This window comes from Enterobacter cloacae complex sp. 402C9, from assembly GCF_050030745.1.
Classification (GTDB): Bacteria; Pseudomonadota; Gammaproteobacteria; order Enterobacterales; family Enterobacteriaceae; genus Enterobacter; species Enterobacter intestinihominis.
On the sequence record NZ_JBLGUW010000001.1, the window covers coordinates 3642536 to 3657290 of the forward strand.

17 protein-coding genes are annotated in these 14755 nt (G+C 60.2%); 7 read left to right on the forward strand and 10 right to left on the reverse strand.

Features of this window, described 5'->3' with window-relative positions; all coding sequences use genetic code 11:
• Positions 1 to 4 precede the first annotated feature (4 nt).
• From hycI to hycA, 9 genes are all read right to left on the reverse strand, one after another.
• Positions 5 to 490 carry a hydrogenase maturation peptidase HycI gene (gene hycI / locus ACQG1K_RS17300; protein WP_046618622.1) on the reverse strand — a complete coding sequence of 162 codons (486 nt, stop codon included), beginning with the start codon at positions 488 to 490 and terminating at the stop codon, positions 5 to 7.
• Positions 483 to 893, reverse strand: coding sequence for a formate hydrogenlyase maturation HycH family protein (locus ACQG1K_RS17305; protein WP_046618624.1), 411 nt, complete (start codon positions 891 to 893; stop codon positions 483 to 485). Before ACQG1K_RS17305 ends, hycI begins: the two co-directional genes overlap by 8 nt.
• Positions 890 to 1657, reverse strand: coding sequence for an NADH-quinone oxidoreductase subunit B family protein (locus ACQG1K_RS17310; protein ID WP_022649161.1), 768 nt, complete (start codon positions 1655 to 1657; stop codon positions 890 to 892). The genes ACQG1K_RS17305 and ACQG1K_RS17310 overlap by 4 nt, the downstream gene beginning before the upstream one ends.
• Positions 1657 to 2199, reverse strand: coding sequence for a formate hydrogenlyase complex iron-sulfur subunit (locus tag ACQG1K_RS17315; RefSeq protein ID WP_022649162.1), 543 nt, complete (start codon positions 2197 to 2199; stop codon positions 1657 to 1659). The genes ACQG1K_RS17310 and ACQG1K_RS17315 overlap by 1 nt, the downstream gene beginning before the upstream one ends.
• 9 nt (positions 2200 to 2208) lie before the next feature.
• Complete coding sequence (hycE, locus tag ACQG1K_RS17320) at positions 2209 to 3918, reverse strand: formate hydrogenlyase subunit HycE (protein WP_023298468.1); 1710 nt, start codon at positions 3916 to 3918, stop codon at positions 2209 to 2211.
• A gap of 15 nt (positions 3919 to 3933) precedes the next feature.
• Complete coding sequence (locus tag ACQG1K_RS17325; RefSeq protein ID WP_367075736.1) at positions 3934 to 4857, reverse strand: respiratory chain complex I subunit 1 family protein; 924 nt, start codon at positions 4855 to 4857, stop codon at positions 3934 to 3936.
• A gap of 1 nt (position 4858) precedes the next feature.
• On the reverse strand, positions 4859 to 6673 hold the full coding sequence (gene hycC, locus ACQG1K_RS17330) for a formate hydrogenlyase subunit 3 (protein ID WP_336196345.1): 1815 nt from the start codon (positions 6671 to 6673) through the stop codon (positions 4859 to 4861).
• Positions 6670 to 7278, reverse strand: coding sequence for a 4Fe-4S dicluster domain-containing protein (locus ACQG1K_RS17335; RefSeq protein ID WP_022649166.1), 609 nt, complete (start codon positions 7276 to 7278; stop codon positions 6670 to 6672). Before ACQG1K_RS17335 ends, hycC begins: the two co-directional genes overlap by 4 nt.
• A 73-nt stretch (positions 7279 to 7351) precedes the next feature.
• Complete coding sequence (gene hycA / locus ACQG1K_RS17340; protein ID WP_022649167.1) at positions 7352 to 7816, reverse strand: formate hydrogenlyase regulator HycA; 465 nt, start codon at positions 7814 to 7816, stop codon at positions 7352 to 7354.
• A 210-nt stretch (positions 7817 to 8026) separates the two neighbouring features.
• Here hycA and hypA point away from each other — a divergent pair, with 210 nt between their 5' ends.
• The 6 genes from hypA (at position 8027) to flhA (ending at position 13775) form a co-directional block, all read left to right on the forward strand.
• Positions 8027 to 8377: a hydrogenase maturation nickel metallochaperone HypA gene (hypA, locus tag ACQG1K_RS17345; RefSeq protein WP_022649168.1), complete on the forward strand. Its 351-nt coding sequence runs from the start codon at positions 8027 to 8029 to the stop codon at positions 8375 to 8377.
• A 3-nt stretch (positions 8378 to 8380) separates the two neighbouring features.
• On the forward strand, positions 8381 to 9244 hold the full coding sequence (gene hypB, locus ACQG1K_RS17350) for a hydrogenase nickel incorporation protein HypB (RefSeq protein WP_023298470.1): 864 nt from the start codon (positions 8381 to 8383) through the stop codon (positions 9242 to 9244).
• Positions 9235 to 9507 (forward strand): HypC/HybG/HupF family hydrogenase formation chaperone, encoded by a 273-nt coding sequence (locus ACQG1K_RS17355; RefSeq protein ID WP_003862132.1) that lies wholly within the window; start codon positions 9235 to 9237, stop codon positions 9505 to 9507. The genes hypB and ACQG1K_RS17355 overlap by 10 nt, the downstream gene beginning before the upstream one ends.
• 3 nt (positions 9508 to 9510) lie before the next feature.
• The gene (gene hypD / locus ACQG1K_RS17360; RefSeq protein ID WP_367075739.1) at positions 9511 to 10632 is read left to right on the forward strand and encodes a hydrogenase formation protein HypD; all 1122 of its coding nucleotides are present in this window, start codon (positions 9511 to 9513) and stop codon (positions 10630 to 10632) included.
• Positions 10629 to 11639, forward strand: a complete 1011-nt coding sequence (hypE, locus tag ACQG1K_RS17365; RefSeq protein WP_023298473.1) for a hydrogenase expression/formation protein HypE — start codon at positions 10629 to 10631, stop codon at positions 11637 to 11639. Before hypD ends, hypE begins: the two co-directional genes overlap by 4 nt.
• Before the next feature lie 63 nt (positions 11640 to 11702).
• Positions 11703 to 13775 carry a formate hydrogenlyase transcriptional activator FlhA gene (gene flhA, locus ACQG1K_RS17370; RefSeq protein WP_023330179.1) on the forward strand — a complete coding sequence of 691 codons (2073 nt, stop codon included), beginning with the start codon at positions 11703 to 11705 and terminating at the stop codon, positions 13773 to 13775.
• 140 nt (positions 13776 to 13915) lie between these two features.
• Here flhA and ACQG1K_RS17375 read toward each other — a convergent pair whose 3' ends face one another.
• Entirely contained in the window at positions 13916 to 14260 is a 345-nt protein-coding gene (locus ACQG1K_RS17375; protein WP_074134664.1) for a nitrous oxide-stimulated promoter family protein, read from the reverse strand.
• A 165-nt stretch (positions 14261 to 14425) separates the two neighbouring features.
• On the opposite strand from ACQG1K_RS17375, the gene ACQG1K_RS17380 reads away from it, so the two are divergent.
• Positions 14426 to 14656, forward strand: a complete 231-nt coding sequence (locus tag ACQG1K_RS17380) for a SymE family type I addiction module toxin (protein WP_022649175.1) — start codon at positions 14426 to 14428, stop codon at positions 14654 to 14656.
• Positions 14657 to 14755: the final 99 nt, after the last annotated feature.

Sequence of the window (14755 nt, forward strand, 5' to 3'; positions counted from 1 at the left end):
GTTTTCACCCTCTCCCCTCTGGGGAGAGGGCCGGGGTGAGGGGCTGAAAACCCCCGTCCCCAACCCACCCTGCAAGCCGTGAATACACCACGTCCACCGCCTCTTTCACCGGCGGCGTCATCGGATAATAAAACCCGACGATGTCCGGCTGAACGCCCAGAAACAGCACCTCACCCACGTCGTCTTTAATCTGATCCACCAGGTAGTTCAGCGGCATGTTGTGGGTGGTCATCATAAACATCTCGGCGATGTCGTCCGGGTCAATCAGGCGGATCTCGCCGGGGTTGAGCCCCATATCGGTGGCATCGACGATTAACAACCTGTCCGGGCGCAGCTCGCGAATGGCCACCACGTCGTTTTCCGGCGCGCTGCCGCCGTCAATCACCACCCAGTTGCCCGGCGGGTTCGCGGCGCACATCTCCGCCAGCAGCGGGCCCGCGCCGTCGTCGCCCATCATGCTGTTGCCGACACACAGTAAAACGTCAGTCACGTAATCTCCTCACCATCAGGTAGATGGCGCTCTCCTGATGAATATCGTGCAGCATGCCGAGCAGCGTTTTGCTCCACGCCTGCTGCGCCGGGGTTTGTACGCTCAGCGCCGCGTCAAAGGCGTTGGCGAGCATCGCAATGTGGTTGGCGTCGATAACGATCTCGCCGTACTTCGGCACGCCCTCCATTTTGCGCCGCGCCGTGCTGCCCTCCTCCAGCGTGGCGATCCACGCCAGGTACTCGGGCCACGGGCAGCTTAACGCCGCCTCCAGGCAGTCGATCACCCCGAGGTGGTGCCCAATCGCCAGGCTGTAATAGACCACCTGCTGCGCCGCATCCGGCGTGGCATCGTTCTCATCAATAAACTTACGGCTCAGCTGGCTGAACACCACCGTTTCACTCATCGGATACGCGCCTCATCCACAATACTGTTCAGGTTTGCCACGATCTCATTGAGACGCGGATCGTTCTCGGCCTCCAGCCAGCGCGCCACCTGATGGTCGCCCTGGCTCAGCAGGCGCAGATAATCGTCGGCAATCTGACGGCCATAGCGGTAACCCGCCAGCCTGCGCGCCGTGCGATCGATCTTCACCCGCAGCGGCTGCACCATATCCGGGTGCAGGAGAGTGGCTGGCTGGTTGTCCAGCTCGCCCGGCTCGCGGGCGTGGATCTTCTGCTCCAGCAGGCCGAGCGCCATGGCAAAACCGTACAGCGTGGCGGCGGGCGTCGGCGGGCAGCCCGGAATGTAAACGTCCACCGGCACGATTTTGTCGGTGCCGCCCCAGACGCAGTAAAGATCGTGGAAGATGCCGCCGCTGTTGCCGCAGGCGCCGTAGGAGATGCAGATTTTCGGATCCGGCGCAGACTGCCAGGCGCGCAGCGCAGGCGAGCGCATCGCGCGGGTGACCGCGCCGGTGAACAGCAGGATATCCGCGTGGCGCGGGGACGGCACCACTTTGATGCCGAAGCGTTCGGCGTCAAACAGCGGCGACAGGGTGGCGAAGATTTCGATCTCACAGCCATTGCAGCCGCCGCAGTCCACGCGATAGACGTAGGCCGAGCGTTTGATTTTTTTCAGCAACGACGCCTTCATGCTGGCGATGGACTCCTCCACCGTCAGCGGCACCGGAATGCCGTTAGCGTCGCGCGGGCCGAGTAAGTTTTCCATCAGCTGGCCTCTCTCATATGACGGGTTAAATCGATGCGGTCAGACGGCAGCAGGCATTTCTGACGTTTGCACTCCGGGCAGGTTTCGAAGCTTTCACGGTGATGCTCCGCACGCACGTCGCCGTTGTGCTTCAGCAGCGCGATGGCGTAGTCGATCTCTTTTTGCACGGCGAACGGACGCTTGCAGACGCGGCAGTTGCACAGCGCAAAGCGCGACTGCTGGAGGAAATCCTCTTTTTTCCACACCGCCAGCTCGTACTCCTGAGACAGGCGAATGGCTACCGTCGGGCAGACCTCCTCGCAGCGGCCGCAGAAGATGCAGCGCCCGAGGTTAAACTGCCAGGCCAGCTCGCCGGTTTTCAGGTCCGTTTCCACCGTTAAGGCATTCGACGGGCAGGCGTTGACGCAGGCCGCGCAGCCGATGCACTGCTGCGGGTTGTGCTCCGGCTTGCCGCGAAAGTTTTTATCCACCGGCATCGGCTCCAGCGGATAACTGCTGGTCTGCGCGCCGGTTTTGATCACTTTTTTGATAAAGGTAAACATGACGAGTCCTTATTTCAGCGGCGAGTTCTTACGCTCGATGCTGTAGCGCTCAAGCTCTTTGTACGGCACCACCTGGCTTTTCTTCTTGCGCACGTCCACGACGGTCATGCGGTCGGTGCAGGAGTAGCACGGGTCGAGGCTGCCGATGATCAGCGGCGCGTCAGAGACGGTGTTACCGCGCAGCATGTAGCGCAGGGTTGGCCAGTTGGCGTAGGTCGCCGCACGGCAGCGCCAGCGGTAGAGCTTCTGGTTGTCGCCGGTCATGCTCCAGTGAATGTCATCCCCGCGCGGCGCTTCGGCGAATCCGAGGGCAAAGCGGTTTGGAATGTAGGTGAAGCCTTCCACCATCAGCGGGCCGCCCGGCAGGTTATCGAGGCCGTAGTCGATCATGTTCAGCGCAGTAAACACCTCGTTGATGCGCACCTTCAGGCGGGAGATGACGTCGCAGCCCTGCTCGCTGTGCACGGTCATCGGCAGCAGGCCGTAGCCGACGAACGGGTGATCGGCGCGGGTGTCGCGGGCGTGGCCGCTGGCGCGCACCATTGGACCGACGTTGCTGAAGTCGCGGGCGATTTCCGGGTCAAGACGACCAATCCCGACGGTGCGCTGCTCAATGTTTGGCGTGCTGAGCAGCATGTCCACCAGCTCCTGCACGTCGCGGCGCATCTGCTGCGCCAGCTGGCGGGTCTGGATCATGTCATCTTTCAGCAGGTCGCGGCGGATCCCGCCGATCAGGTTCAGGCCGTAGGTTTTACGCGCCCCGGTGAGGATCTCCGCCATCTTCATTGATGCCTCACGCACGCGGAAGAACTGCATAAACCCGGAGTCAAAGCCGACGAAGTGGCAGGCCAGGCCGAGGTTCAGCAGGTGTGAGTGCAGGCGTTCCACCTCCAGCAGAATGGCGCGGATCATCTGCGCGCGTTCCGGCACCACGATCCCCATGCCGTTCTCCACCGAGGTGGTGTAGGCGGTGCTGTGGGCAAAGCCGCAGATGCCGCACACGCGGTCAGAAAGAAACGTGACTTCGTTGTAGCCCATGCGGGTCTCCGCCAGCTTCTCCATGCCGCGGTGGACGTAGAACAGGCGGTAGTCGGCGTCGATAATGTTTTCGCCGTCGACGAACAGGCGGAAGTGGCCCGGTTCGTCAGAGGTGACGTGCAGCGGGCCGATCGGCACCACATTATTCTTCTTGCTGCCCAGCTCGTTGATGAACTCGTAGGTTTCGCTGTCGGTTGTCGGGGCCGGACGCTGGCGGTAGTCCATGCTGTCCTTGCGCAGCGGATAGAGTTCATCCGGCCAGTCGTCCGGCAGCACCAGACGACGCTCGTCAGGCAGACCAACCGGCACCAGGCCGTACATGTCGCGCACTTCGCGCTCGCCCCAGACGGCGGCGGGTACGCGCGGCGTGACGGACGGGTACTCCGGCTTGTCCGGGTCAACTTCGACGCGCACGGTGAGCCAGCACTTCTCGCCCTGCTCCATCGACATCACGTAGTACACCGCATAGTTGCCGCACAGCTGACGCTCGTCGTTGCCGAACAGCACCGACAGCCAGCCGCCCTGCTGGTAGTAAAGAAACTCCACCACTTCCGGCAGGTAGTTCACCTTAATGGTGACGGTTACCTGGTCTTTGGTTTGCCATGACTCCTCCAGCACCACGCCCGGGAAAGCCTGATGCAACGCGGCGAGATACTGCTGACCTTTCTTTTCTTCAGACATAAACACTCTCTTTAATCACGCCACCAGCAAGGAGACGAACGCTAAAAATGCAAAACCAAAACCAGCCCAGGTAATGCGTGACGTTTCGACAAAACGCAGGCGCGCCATGCTGTTTTCAAACAGGGCAATTACCAGCACGCCGATAAGCAGCTTGAGCGCAGCCACCACAACGGCCAGCAGCAGGCCGCCCGCAGAGAAGTGCGTCATCTGCCCCCACGGGAAGAAAACGCCGACGAACATCTGCAACACCACCAGCTGCTTGAGGCTGATGCCCCACTTCAGCACCGCAAAGCCGTAGCCGCTGTACTCGGTGAGTGGCCCCTCCTGCAATTCCTGCTCCGCTTCCGCGAGATCGAACGGCAGCTTGCCCATCTCGATAAAGGTGGCGAACGCGCAGGCGCAGAGCGCCAGCACCAGCGGGAGCGAACGTGAAACCGGCCAGTGGTAAACGGTGTCGGTGATGAAACTGATGTGGGTCGAGCCAGCAACCTGCGCGGCGACCCACAGCCCCAGCAGCAGAATTGGCTCAACCAGCACGCCGAGCATCGCCTCACGACTGGCGCCGATACCCGTAAACGGGCTGCCGGTGTCCAGGCCCGCAATCGCAAAGAAGAAACGCGCGATGGCGAAGAGGTAGATCAGCGCAATCAGATCGCCAAGCACGGGCAGCGGCGAGCCCACCGTCACTACCGGCAGCGCGGTGGCGATGGTCAGCATCACGCCGACCATCACGAACGGCGTCAGGCGGAACACCCAACCTGCGGCATCCGGCGCGACGCTCTGACGGGAGAGCAGCTTGAAGAGATCGCGGTACTCCTGGAGCACGCCAGGCCCGCGACGGTTGTGTAGCCGGGCGCGCGCCACGCGCGTGATGCCCGACAGCAGCGGCGCGGCGGCAAACAGCACCAGCGCCTGAAGAATTTCCAGTAACAAACTCATGTCAGGCTCCTCGTGAAATGACAATCACCACCAGCACCGCCAGCTCGATCAGCGCCAGGCGACGGAACAGCACGGGCACGGCGGCACTCTGCCAGCCCGGCACCCAGCCCACCGGGTTCAGCCAGTGGCGCAGCTTCAGCACGGCGGCGAAGTTCTCCTTCACCGGCATGGCGAAACCGTGGGCGGTGATGACCATCGACTGCTCGTGTTCGTAGCCGCAGGCCCACGCCGCGCCGCGCGAGCGGGAGGCGAGACGGTCGCGTCTGAAGAACAGCATCAGCACGAACGGCAGGAGCGGCGCGGCAATCAGCAGCAGCGCCATCATCGGCTGGGACACGACGGTATGCGCCGTAGCCAGCGGCAGCGGAATGGCGTGGCCCAGAAGCGGCAGCAGCCACGGCGCGGCAACCCCACCTGCGATACAGCACAGCGCCAGCGCGACCACGCTGGTGGCCATCAGCACCGGGGCGCAACAGGCGTTTTCCGCTTCGCGGGTGCGCGGCGCGCCCAGGAAGGTGACGCCGTAAACCTTCGCCATACACATCACCGCCAGCGCCCCGGTAATCGCCAGCCCAACCGCCAGCAGCGGGCCGAGCAGCCGCGCGATAAACGCGTCGCTCTGGCCGAGCGCGAAGAAGGATTGATAGATCACCCACTCCCCGGCAAAACCGTTCAGCGGCGGCAGCGCGGCCATCGCCATCAGCCCGACCAGCATCGCCAGCGAAATGACGGGCATTTTTTTGCCAATCCCGCCGAGCTTTTCAATATCGCGGTGCCCGGTGCGAAACCAGACGCTGCCCGCGCCGAGGAACAGGGTGCTTTTAAACAGGCTGTGGTTGATAAGGTGATACAGACCGCCAATAAACCCGGCGGCAATCAGCGCCGGCTGGTTGAGCGCCAGCCCGCTGACACCCGCGCCCATGCCGAGCAGGATGATGCCGATATTCTCCAGGGTGTGGTACGCCAGCAGGCGCTGGATGTTATGCTCCATCAGGGCGTACAGCCCGCCGACAAATGCGGTGATCATCCCGGCAATCAGCAGCGCCACGCCCCACCACAGCGGCGGCTGGCCGCCCGTCAGGGTTATCGTCAGGATGCCGAACAGACCGACCTTCATTACCACGGTGGAGAACAGCGCGGCAGCCGGGGCCGAGGCATTGGCATGCGCCTGCGGCACCCAGCCGTGCAGCGGGATAATCCCGGCCAGCAGGCCAAAACCGATTACGCCCAACAGCCAGACGTCATTCCCCAGCGGCTGGCCGTTAAGCACGGCAAAGTCCAGCGTGCCGAAACGCTGCCACACCAGCCAGCAGGCCAGCGCCAGCAGCAGCGTGCCGAGTCGTCCGAGCGCAAACCACAGCTTGCCGGAGGCGCTGCATCCGGTCAGGAACACGCCGCACAGGGCCATGATTTCAGCCATCACCACCAGCGCGCCGAGGTTGCTGGCGACAACGGTGCAGACCGCGGCGGCCATCAACAGGTTGACCAGCAGGCCGTTGGCGTTGGTGTGCTGATGGCGGTGCCAGTCGATATTAAACAGGCTGATAAACAGCCCACACAGACCAAAGGTGACCAGCCAGATGGCATTTAGCGGCGTAAGCTCAACGGCGTGGTGAATCAGCGGGATGAGGGTGTCGACGGATTGGCCGTCGATCAGGACAGCGCCGCCCGCCGCCAGCGTCATCAGGCTGCCGACCGCTCCGCCGATACCGGCGATCCAGCCGCTCAGCGTTTTATGGAAGGAGAGGAGCAGTGCCAGGACAGCGGCGACGGCAAACCAGGCCACGCCGCTGGTCATCATAACTATCGCGTTCATTTCGCCCCCTCGTTAAGCGCCCGCAGCAGCGAAAGATCGCCGACGTCAGTATTGATGGTCAGCTCGCGCTTGCGTTTGCTGGTGCGGGCGATGTCGCGAATATTAACCAGAATTAACGCTTTGGTCGGACAGGTGCGCACGCAGGCCGGACCTTGTTCATCGAAGCTGCACAGGTCGCACTTCACCGCAACGGCACGAATGCCCGGCACCCAGTCCAGCAGCGTGCTCACGCGTGCCGGTGCCGGTGGCGCAGGCGGCGCTTTCGGGGTGTTGGCATTCGCCGGAATATGCAGCGGACGGCTGCCGGAAAACTCAATGGCACCGAACGGACAGGCGATGCCGCACAGCTTGCAGCTCACGCACAGGCTTTCGTTCAGCTGTACCGCGCCGTCAACGCGGGTGATGGCATTGACGGGACAGACGCCTGCGCATGGCGCGTCTTCACAGTGGTGACAGAGCTGCGGGGCAGACTCTTTCTCATTACGCATGACGCGCAGGCGCGGCATGGACTGTAGCCCGTGCAGGCGGTGCGTTTCCGAGCACGCCGCCTCACAGGTTCGACAGCCAATACAGACCGTCGAGTCAGCAATTACAAAACGGTTCACCGGGTCATCCTCTGGTGATGGTCATTTTTGACGAAAAAAAACTGTCTTATCGACACTTCTCGACACTCGCTCTTCAGGCCACGTTCGCGGAGGATTTTCCGTCGATCAGCTGTTTCAGGTTGATCGGCTGATCGTGCTCAACGGCAGCGTAGAGGCCGTTATAAACCGGCGCGATTTTCTCCAGATAGTGCTCCAGCACCTGCTGGCGATCTCGGGTGCTGACGTGACCGTCCACCATGCCGTCGGCCATCAGTTGGGCTTTCGCAATACACTGTTTTTCACCCTCTTTTGTCTCAACGTAATACTCAATGGTGTGGCTGTTGAAGCTCTCCGCCAGGGTGACAAAAATCGTGAAGTGACCAAACAACACAAAGCGCATATCCCCCTGCGCCGCGCAGCTCATGGCATGGTGCAGACGGGCTTTTGACAGGGTGATCCCCTGAATCAGAGAGTTGCAGTAGAGGTGCCACTGATCCTGAAGCTGCTGATGACGTTGCGCGATGTAATCCGCTTTTTCGCTAATTTCCCAAATAGTCATAAAAGGTATCCGGTTAATGGAGTTAGCGGCTGTTAAGCAGATTTCGTGCCAGTTTTTAATTTATTGATTTAAATGAATTTTAAAGAGATGCGCACTGTCACCGCTGCGGTGTCGACGTGTCATTTCGACAGCGTTGACATCGTCACGCCGTAACGCAAATCAAGCTGGCACTGTTATTGCATTAAAGGGGCAATTCATTAAGGAGGCGTCATGCACGAAATCACCCTCTGCCAGCGGGCACTGGAACTTATCGAACAGCAGGCTGTGCAGAACCATGCGAAGCGCGTGACCGGCGTCTGGCTGAAGGTCGGGGCGTTTTCCTGCGTCGAGACCAGCGCCCTCACCTTCTGTTTTGAGCTGGTGTGCCGCGGCACGCTGGCGGAGGGTTGCGCACTGCATATCGAGGAGCAGCAGGCGGAGTGCTGGTGCGAGCAGTGTCAGCAGTACGTCACGCTGCTGTCATCGAAGGTACAGCGCTGTCCGCAGTGCCAGAGCAGCGGGCTACGCATCGTGGCGGATGACGGTATGCAGATCCAACGCCTCGAAATCGAGAAGGAGTAATGTATGTGTAGTACCTGCGGTTGCGCTGAAGGCAACCTGTATATAGAAGGGGATGAACACCGTCCCCACTCCGCGTTTCGCTCCGCACCCTTTTCTCCTGCCCCGCGTCCCGCGGCGGCACTGACCGGCATCACCTTTGCGCCGCAGCGTTCAGACGCGGGCGACCTGCATTACGGCCACGGCGAAGCGGGCACCCACGCGCCGGGCATCAGCCAGCGCGAGATGCTGGAGGTGGAGATTAACGTGCTGGACAAAAATAACCAGCTCGCCGCCCGCAATCGCGCCCGCTTTGCCGCCCGTCAACAGCTGGTACTGAACCTGGTCTCCAGCCCCGGCTCCGGTAAAACCACCCTGCTGACCGAAACCCTCAAACGACTGAATAAACGTGTCTCCTGCGCCGTTATCGAAGGCGATCAGCAAACGGTAAACGACGCGGCGCGCATCCGCGAAACCGGTACGCCCGCGATTCAGGTCAACACCGGCAAGGGCTGCCACCTGGACGCGCAGATGATTGCCGACGCCGCCCCGCGCCTGCCGCTGGCGAACAACGGCATCCTGTTTATTGAAAACGTCGGCAACCTGGTCTGCCCGGCAAGCTTCGACCTCGGCGAGCGGCATAAAGTGGCGGTGCTCTCCGTGACCGAAGGGGAAGACAAGCCGCTGAAGTATCCACATATGTTTGCCGCCGCCTCCCTCATGCTGCTGAACAAAGTCGACCTGCTGCCGTACCTGAATTTCGACGTGGATAAGTGCCTGGCTTACGCCCGGGAAGTGAACCCGGACATTGAGATCCTGCTGGTTTCCGCCACGCGCGGCGACGGGATGGATGCCTGGCTGAACTGGCTGGAGAGCGAACGATGTGCATAGGCGTCCCCGGACAAATTCATTCGATCGACGGCAATCAGGCCAAAGTGGAGGTCTGCGGCATCCTGCGCGATGTCGATCTGACGCTGGTGGGCAGCCACGATGAGACCGGCGCATCGCGTCTCGGCCAGTGGGTGCTGGTCCACGTGGGGTTTGCCATGAGCGTGATTAATGAGGAAGAAGCACGCGACACGCTGGACGCGCTACAGAATATGTTCGACGTTGAGCCGGACGTGGGTGCCCTGCTGTATGGTGAGGAACGATAACACATGCGTTACGTTGATGAATATCGCGCGCCTGAACAGGTGTTGCAGCTTATCGATCGCCTGAAAACCCGCGCGTCCCTGCTGGACTACACGAAAGAAAAACCGCTGCGGATCATGGAGGTGTGTGGCGGACACACCCACGCCATCTTTAAATTTGGCCTCGACCAGCTGCTGCCGGAGAACATCGAATTTATCCACGGCCCCGGCTGCCCGGTGTGCGTGCTGCCGATGGGGCGCATCGACAGCTGTCTCGACATCGCCAGCCGCCCCGGTGTGATTTTTTGCACCTTTGGCGACGCCATGCGCGTACCGGGAAAAAATGGCTCGCTGCTCCAGGCGAAGGCGCGCGGCGCGGACGTGCGAATCGTCTACTCACCGATGGATGCCCTTACGCTGGCGATGGCTAATCCTGAGCGTAAGGTGGTCTTTTTCGGGCTGGGTTTTGAAACCACCATGCCCGCCACCGCTATCACTCTCCAGCAGGCGAAAGCCCGCAACGTCACTAACTTTTACTTTTTCTGCCAGCACATCACGCTTATTCCCACGCTGCGTAGCCTGCTTGAAGCGCCGGACAACGGCATCGACGCCTTCCTGGCACCAGGACACGTCAGCATGGTGATCGGCACAGAAGCCTACGGTTTTATCGCTGAACAGTACAATCGTCCGTTAGTGGTGGCTGGTTTCGAGCCACTTGATCTACTGCAAGGCGTGACCATGCTGGTTGAGCAGAAAATAGCGGCCCTGAGTGTGGTGGAAAATCAGTATCGCCGCGTGGTGCCCGATGCAGGTAACAGACGGGCACAGCAGGCGATAGCCGACGTGTTTAGCGTCGAAGGCGACAGCGAGTGGCGCGGACTGGGGCTGATTGCCGAATCCGGCGTACACCTGACGCCCGGGTATCGCGCCTTCGACGCCGAAGCGCATTTCCGCCCGCAGCCGCAGAAGGTGTGCGACGATCCCCGCGCCCGCTGTGGCGACGTACTCACCGGCAAATGCAAACCTCATCACTGCCCGTTATTTGGCAACGCCTGTAACCCGCAAACCGCGTTTGGCGCGCTGATGGTCTCTTCCGAAGGGGCATGCGCCGCGTGGTATCACTATCGCAACCAGGAGTGTGAAGCATGAACACGGTGGAAATGGCGCACGGAAGCGGTGGACAGGCGATGCAGCAGTTGATTAACAGGCTGTTCATGGAAGCCTTTAACAACCCCTGGCTCGCCGAGCAGGAAGATCAGGCGCGTATTGACCTCGCGGCCCTGACCGCCCACGGCGACAGGCTGGCGTTCTCTACCGACAGCTACGTGATTGACCCGCTGTTCTTCCCGGGCGGCGATATCGGCAAGCTCGCCGTCTGCGGCACGGCAAACGACGTGGCCGTCAGCGGCGCGATCCCCCGCTACCTCTCCTGCGGGTTTATCCTCGAAGAAGGGTTACCGATGGAAACGCTCACGGCGGTGGTCAACAGCATGGCGCACACCGCCCGCGAGGCGGGGATCGCCATCGTGACCGGGGATACCAAGGTGGTGCAGCGCGGCGCGGCGGATAAGCTCTTCATTAACACCGCCGGAATGGGGGCGATCCCCGCCGACATTCACTGGGGCGCGCAGCAGCTTTGTGCAGGCGACGTGCTGATTGTCAGCGGCACGCTGGGCTGCCACGGGGCAACCATCCTGAACCTGCGCGAAGGCTTAGGGCTGGATGGCGAGCTGCACAGTGACTGCGCGGTACTCACGCCGCTGATCCAGACGCTGCGCGACATGCCGGGTGTAAAAGCCCTGCGCGACGCCACGCGAGGCGGCGTGAATGCCGTCGTACACGAATTTGCCGCAAGCAGCGGCTGTGGAATTGAACTGACCGAGCGCGGCCTGCCCGTTAAGCCTGCTGTACGCGGGCTGTGCGAGCTATTAGGGCTAGACCCGCTTAACTTTGCCAACGAAGGTAAGCTGGTGATCGGCGTGGAACGCACGGCGGCGGAAGCCGTACTTGAACAACTGCGCGCACATCCCTTAGGGAAAGACGCGGCCATCATCGGCGACGTAGTTGAGCGCAAAGGGGTGCGCCTGACCGGGCTTTACGGCGTGAAGCGCACGCTGGATCTGCCGCACGCTGAACCGTTACCCCGAATTTGCTAGACCGCACCAAAAGCGGTCAGCGCTGAATGTCTCTTTTTTGCCAGTTTCTATTGGAAAGCAATAATGCCGTATACACCGATGAGCGATCTTGGACAGCAGGGCCTGTTTGACATCACGCGCACACTTTTACAACAGCCCGACCTCGGCGCGCTGAGCGATGCCCTGACGCGGCTGGTCAGGCAATCAGCGCTGGCGGACAGCGCCGCCATTGTGCTCTGGCATAGCGCAACCCACCGCGCGAGCTATTTCTCAACGCGTGATAACGGCAAAATCTTCGAATATGAAGATGAAACGTTTCTGGCCCACGGTCCGGTGCGACGTATTCTCTCCCGCCCGGAAGCGCTGCACTGCAATTTTGACCAGTTTCGCCAGGCCTGGCCGAAGCTGGCAGAGAGCAACCTTTACCACCCGTTCGGCCACTACAGCATGCTGCCGCTGGCGGTGGAAGGGCAAATTTTTGGCGGCTGCGAGTTTATCCGTAATAACGACCAGCCCTGGACCGAGGCGGAGTACGAGCGGTTGCATACCTTCACGCAGATTGTGGCCGTCGTGGCAGAGCAAATCCAAAGCCGCGTCACCAATAACGTGGATTACGACCTGTTGAGCCGCGAGCGCGATAATTTCCGCATTCTGGTCGCCATCACCAATGCCGTGCTGTCGCGTCTCGATATGGACGAACTGGTGAGCGAAGTCGCCAAAGAGATCCATCACTATTTCAGGATCGATGCTATCAGCATTGCGCTGCGCGGCAACCGTAAGGGCAAGCTGAACATCTACTCCACCCACTACCTCGACGAAGCTAACCCGGCGCACGAGCAAAGCGAAGTGGACGAAGCGGGAACCCTGTCTGAACGGGTATTTAAAAGCAAAGAGATCCTGCTGTTAAACCTCAGCGAGCAGGATCCGGTAGCGCCCTACGAGCGGATGCTGTTTAACACCTGGGGCAACAAGATCCAGACCCTGTGCCTGCTGCCGCTGATGTCCGGCAACACCATGCTCGGCGTGCTTAAACTGGCGCAGTGCGATGAAGCCGTATTTACCACCGCCAACCTGAAGCTGCTGCGCCAGATCGCCGAACGTATCTCCATTGCGCTGGATAACGCCCTCGCCTATCAGGAGATCCACCGTCTGAAAGAACGGCTGGTGGACGAAAACCTGGCGCTGACCGAGCAGCTCAACAATGTGGACAGCGAGTTTGGCGAAATCATTGGACGCAGCGATGCCATGTACAACATCCTCAAGCAGGTGGAGATGGTGGCGCAGAGCGACAGCACGGTGCTGATCCTCGGTGAAACCGGCACAGGGAAAGAGCTGATTGCCCGGGCGATCCACAACCTGAGCAACCGCAACAGCCGCCGGATGGTGAAGATGAACTGCGCGGCGATGCCTGCGGGCTTACTGGAAAGCGACCTGTTCGGCCACGAGCGCGGCGCGTTTACCGGCGCCAGCAGCCAGCGGCTGGGCCGTTTTGAACTGGCGGATAAAAGCTCATTGTTCCTCGACGAAGTGGGCGATATGCCGCTGGAGCTTCAGCCTAAGCTGCTGCGCGTTTTGCAGGAGCAGGAGTTCGAGCGTCTCGGCAGCAACAAGCTGATCCAGACCGACGTGCGTCTGATTGCCGCCACCAACCGCGATCTGAAAAAAATGGTCGCCGACCGCGAGTTTCGCAGCGATCTTTACTATCGTCTGAACGTCTTCCCGATCTGCCTGCCGCCGCTGCGCGAACGCCCGGAAGATATTCCGCTGCTGGTGAAAGCCTTTACCGCGAAGATTGCCCGCCGGATGGGGCGAAATATCGACAGTATTCCTGCCGAAACGCTACGCACCCTTTCGGCAATGGAGTGGCCGGGGAACGTGCGCGAGCTGGAAAACGTCATTGAGCGCGCGGTCCTGCTGACGCGCGGGAACGTGCTCCAGCTCTCCCTGCCAGAGGTTACTCTCTCTGAAACGACCGTGGCCGCAAGCGAGCTTGCGAAAGAGGGAGAAGATGAATATCAGCTCATTATGCGAGTGCTGAAGGAGACCAACGGCGTGGTAGCCGGACCGAAAGGTGCGGCGCAACGGCTGGGGCTGAAGCGTACCACCCTGCTCTCGCGTATGAAGCGTCTGGGAATCGATAAAGAGAGCCTGAAATAACCCGTCATTCCGGCGGCGAGCGTCAGCGGGTACATATCGCTCCCGCGCTGGCGCTGGGATATTTGGTGCTCTTTTTCTGTCTGCCTGCGCCGCGCCGTCGCCCTGAGCGTGATTTGTCTTCCACTGCGGCGCTGAGCCGGTTATTTTTTGGGCCGATACTTTTCCGGTAATTCAGGAACCGGACGACGATCGTCGATCAGATGTCGGATGGTCAGAATCGGATGACGCCATAACATACGTGGCCCTGCCCAGCGCATCACCTGCTTCATCTCTGCCCGTCGGGCGGGCTGATAACAGTGCACCGGGCACTGTTTGCAGGCAGGTTTTTCCTCACCAAATACGCATTTATCCAGCCGCTTATCGGCATAAGCCTTAAGCGCCGAATAGTGCCCCTCTTTCTTTATGGCGTGTGGACACCTGTTTTCGTACAGGGCGATCATTCTGGCGATCGTCTTTTTTTCTCGTGAAATACGTTTACCGGACATAACGTCGTCCTCAACAATAAAGTGCATTTATAATACCTTTTTATCCGCACATTTTCAGTTATTGCATTCCGTTTTCTGAAGCGTCCTTCCAGAATTACCCCTCCCCTCGCTGCGTTTTACTGGTATTTTATACAGGTGTAAATAACCGCATTCACCGGAGAGCCTATGCAACAGATCGCGATCGCCAAACCCTATCGGCACTTAAAAGTGGGTTACTTCAGAAAACGTCATGAAGACCGTAAAACGAAAATTCCAAAACGCTACAGCGTACACGCAGCGCTAAGCCTGAAAGGCGACTGGCTTGAACAAGCGGGATTTACCACCAACTCGCAGGTTCGGGTGGGCGTCGAGCACGGAAAAATCATCATTGAATTAATAGCGGAAGATGCCTCGTAAAGTCGTGACTTTTTTCTGCGCCGCACCTTTTTTTCATGCGACAATAGAAGGAACAATCGGCCATTGAGCCGCTCAAAGCGTAATATTTTCAAAGAAATG

Coding starts and splice junctions, on each gene's coding strand:
- ACQG1K_RS17355 (WP_003862132.1), top strand. CDS start 9,235: ATGTGCATAGGCGTCCCCGGACAAATTCATTCGATCGACGGCAATCAG.
- ACQG1K_RS17315 (WP_022649162.1), bottom strand. CDS start 2,199: ATGTTTACCTTTATCAAAAAAGTGATCAAAACCGGCGCGCAGACCAGC.
- hycE (WP_023298468.1), bottom strand. CDS start 3,918: ATGTCTGAAGAAAAGAAAGGTCAGCAGTATCTCGCCGCGTTGCATCAG.
- hycA (WP_022649167.1), bottom strand. CDS start 7,816: ATGACTATTTGGGAAATTAGCGAAAAAGCGGATTACATCGCGCAACGT.
- ACQG1K_RS17325 (WP_367075736.1), bottom strand. CDS start 4,857: ATGAGTTTGTTACTGGAAATTCTTCAGGCGCTGGTGCTGTTTGCCGCC.
- hycC (WP_336196345.1), bottom strand. CDS start 6,673: ATGAACGCGATAGTTATGATGACCAGCGGCGTGGCCTGGTTTGCCGTC.
- ACQG1K_RS17380 (WP_022649175.1), top strand. CDS start 14,426: ATGCAACAGATCGCGATCGCCAAACCCTATCGGCACTTAAAAGTGGGT.
- hypA (WP_022649168.1), top strand. CDS start 8,027: ATGCACGAAATCACCCTCTGCCAGCGGGCACTGGAACTTATCGAACAG.
- hypB (WP_023298470.1), top strand. CDS start 8,381: ATGTGTAGTACCTGCGGTTGCGCTGAAGGCAACCTGTATATAGAAGGG.
- ACQG1K_RS17375 (WP_074134664.1), bottom strand. CDS start 14,260: ATGTCCGGTAAACGTATTTCACGAGAAAAAAAGACGATCGCCAGAATG.
- hypD (WP_367075739.1), top strand. CDS start 9,511: ATGCGTTACGTTGATGAATATCGCGCGCCTGAACAGGTGTTGCAGCTT.
- ACQG1K_RS17305 (WP_046618624.1), bottom strand. CDS start 893: ATGAGTGAAACGGTGGTGTTCAGCCAGCTGAGCCGTAAGTTTATTGAT.
- hypE (WP_023298473.1), top strand. CDS start 10,629: ATGAACACGGTGGAAATGGCGCACGGAAGCGGTGGACAGGCGATGCAG.
- flhA (WP_023330179.1), top strand. CDS start 11,703: ATGCCGTATACACCGATGAGCGATCTTGGACAGCAGGGCCTGTTTGAC.
- ACQG1K_RS17310 (WP_022649161.1), bottom strand. CDS start 1,657: ATGGAAAACTTACTCGGCCCGCGCGACGCTAACGGCATTCCGGTGCCG.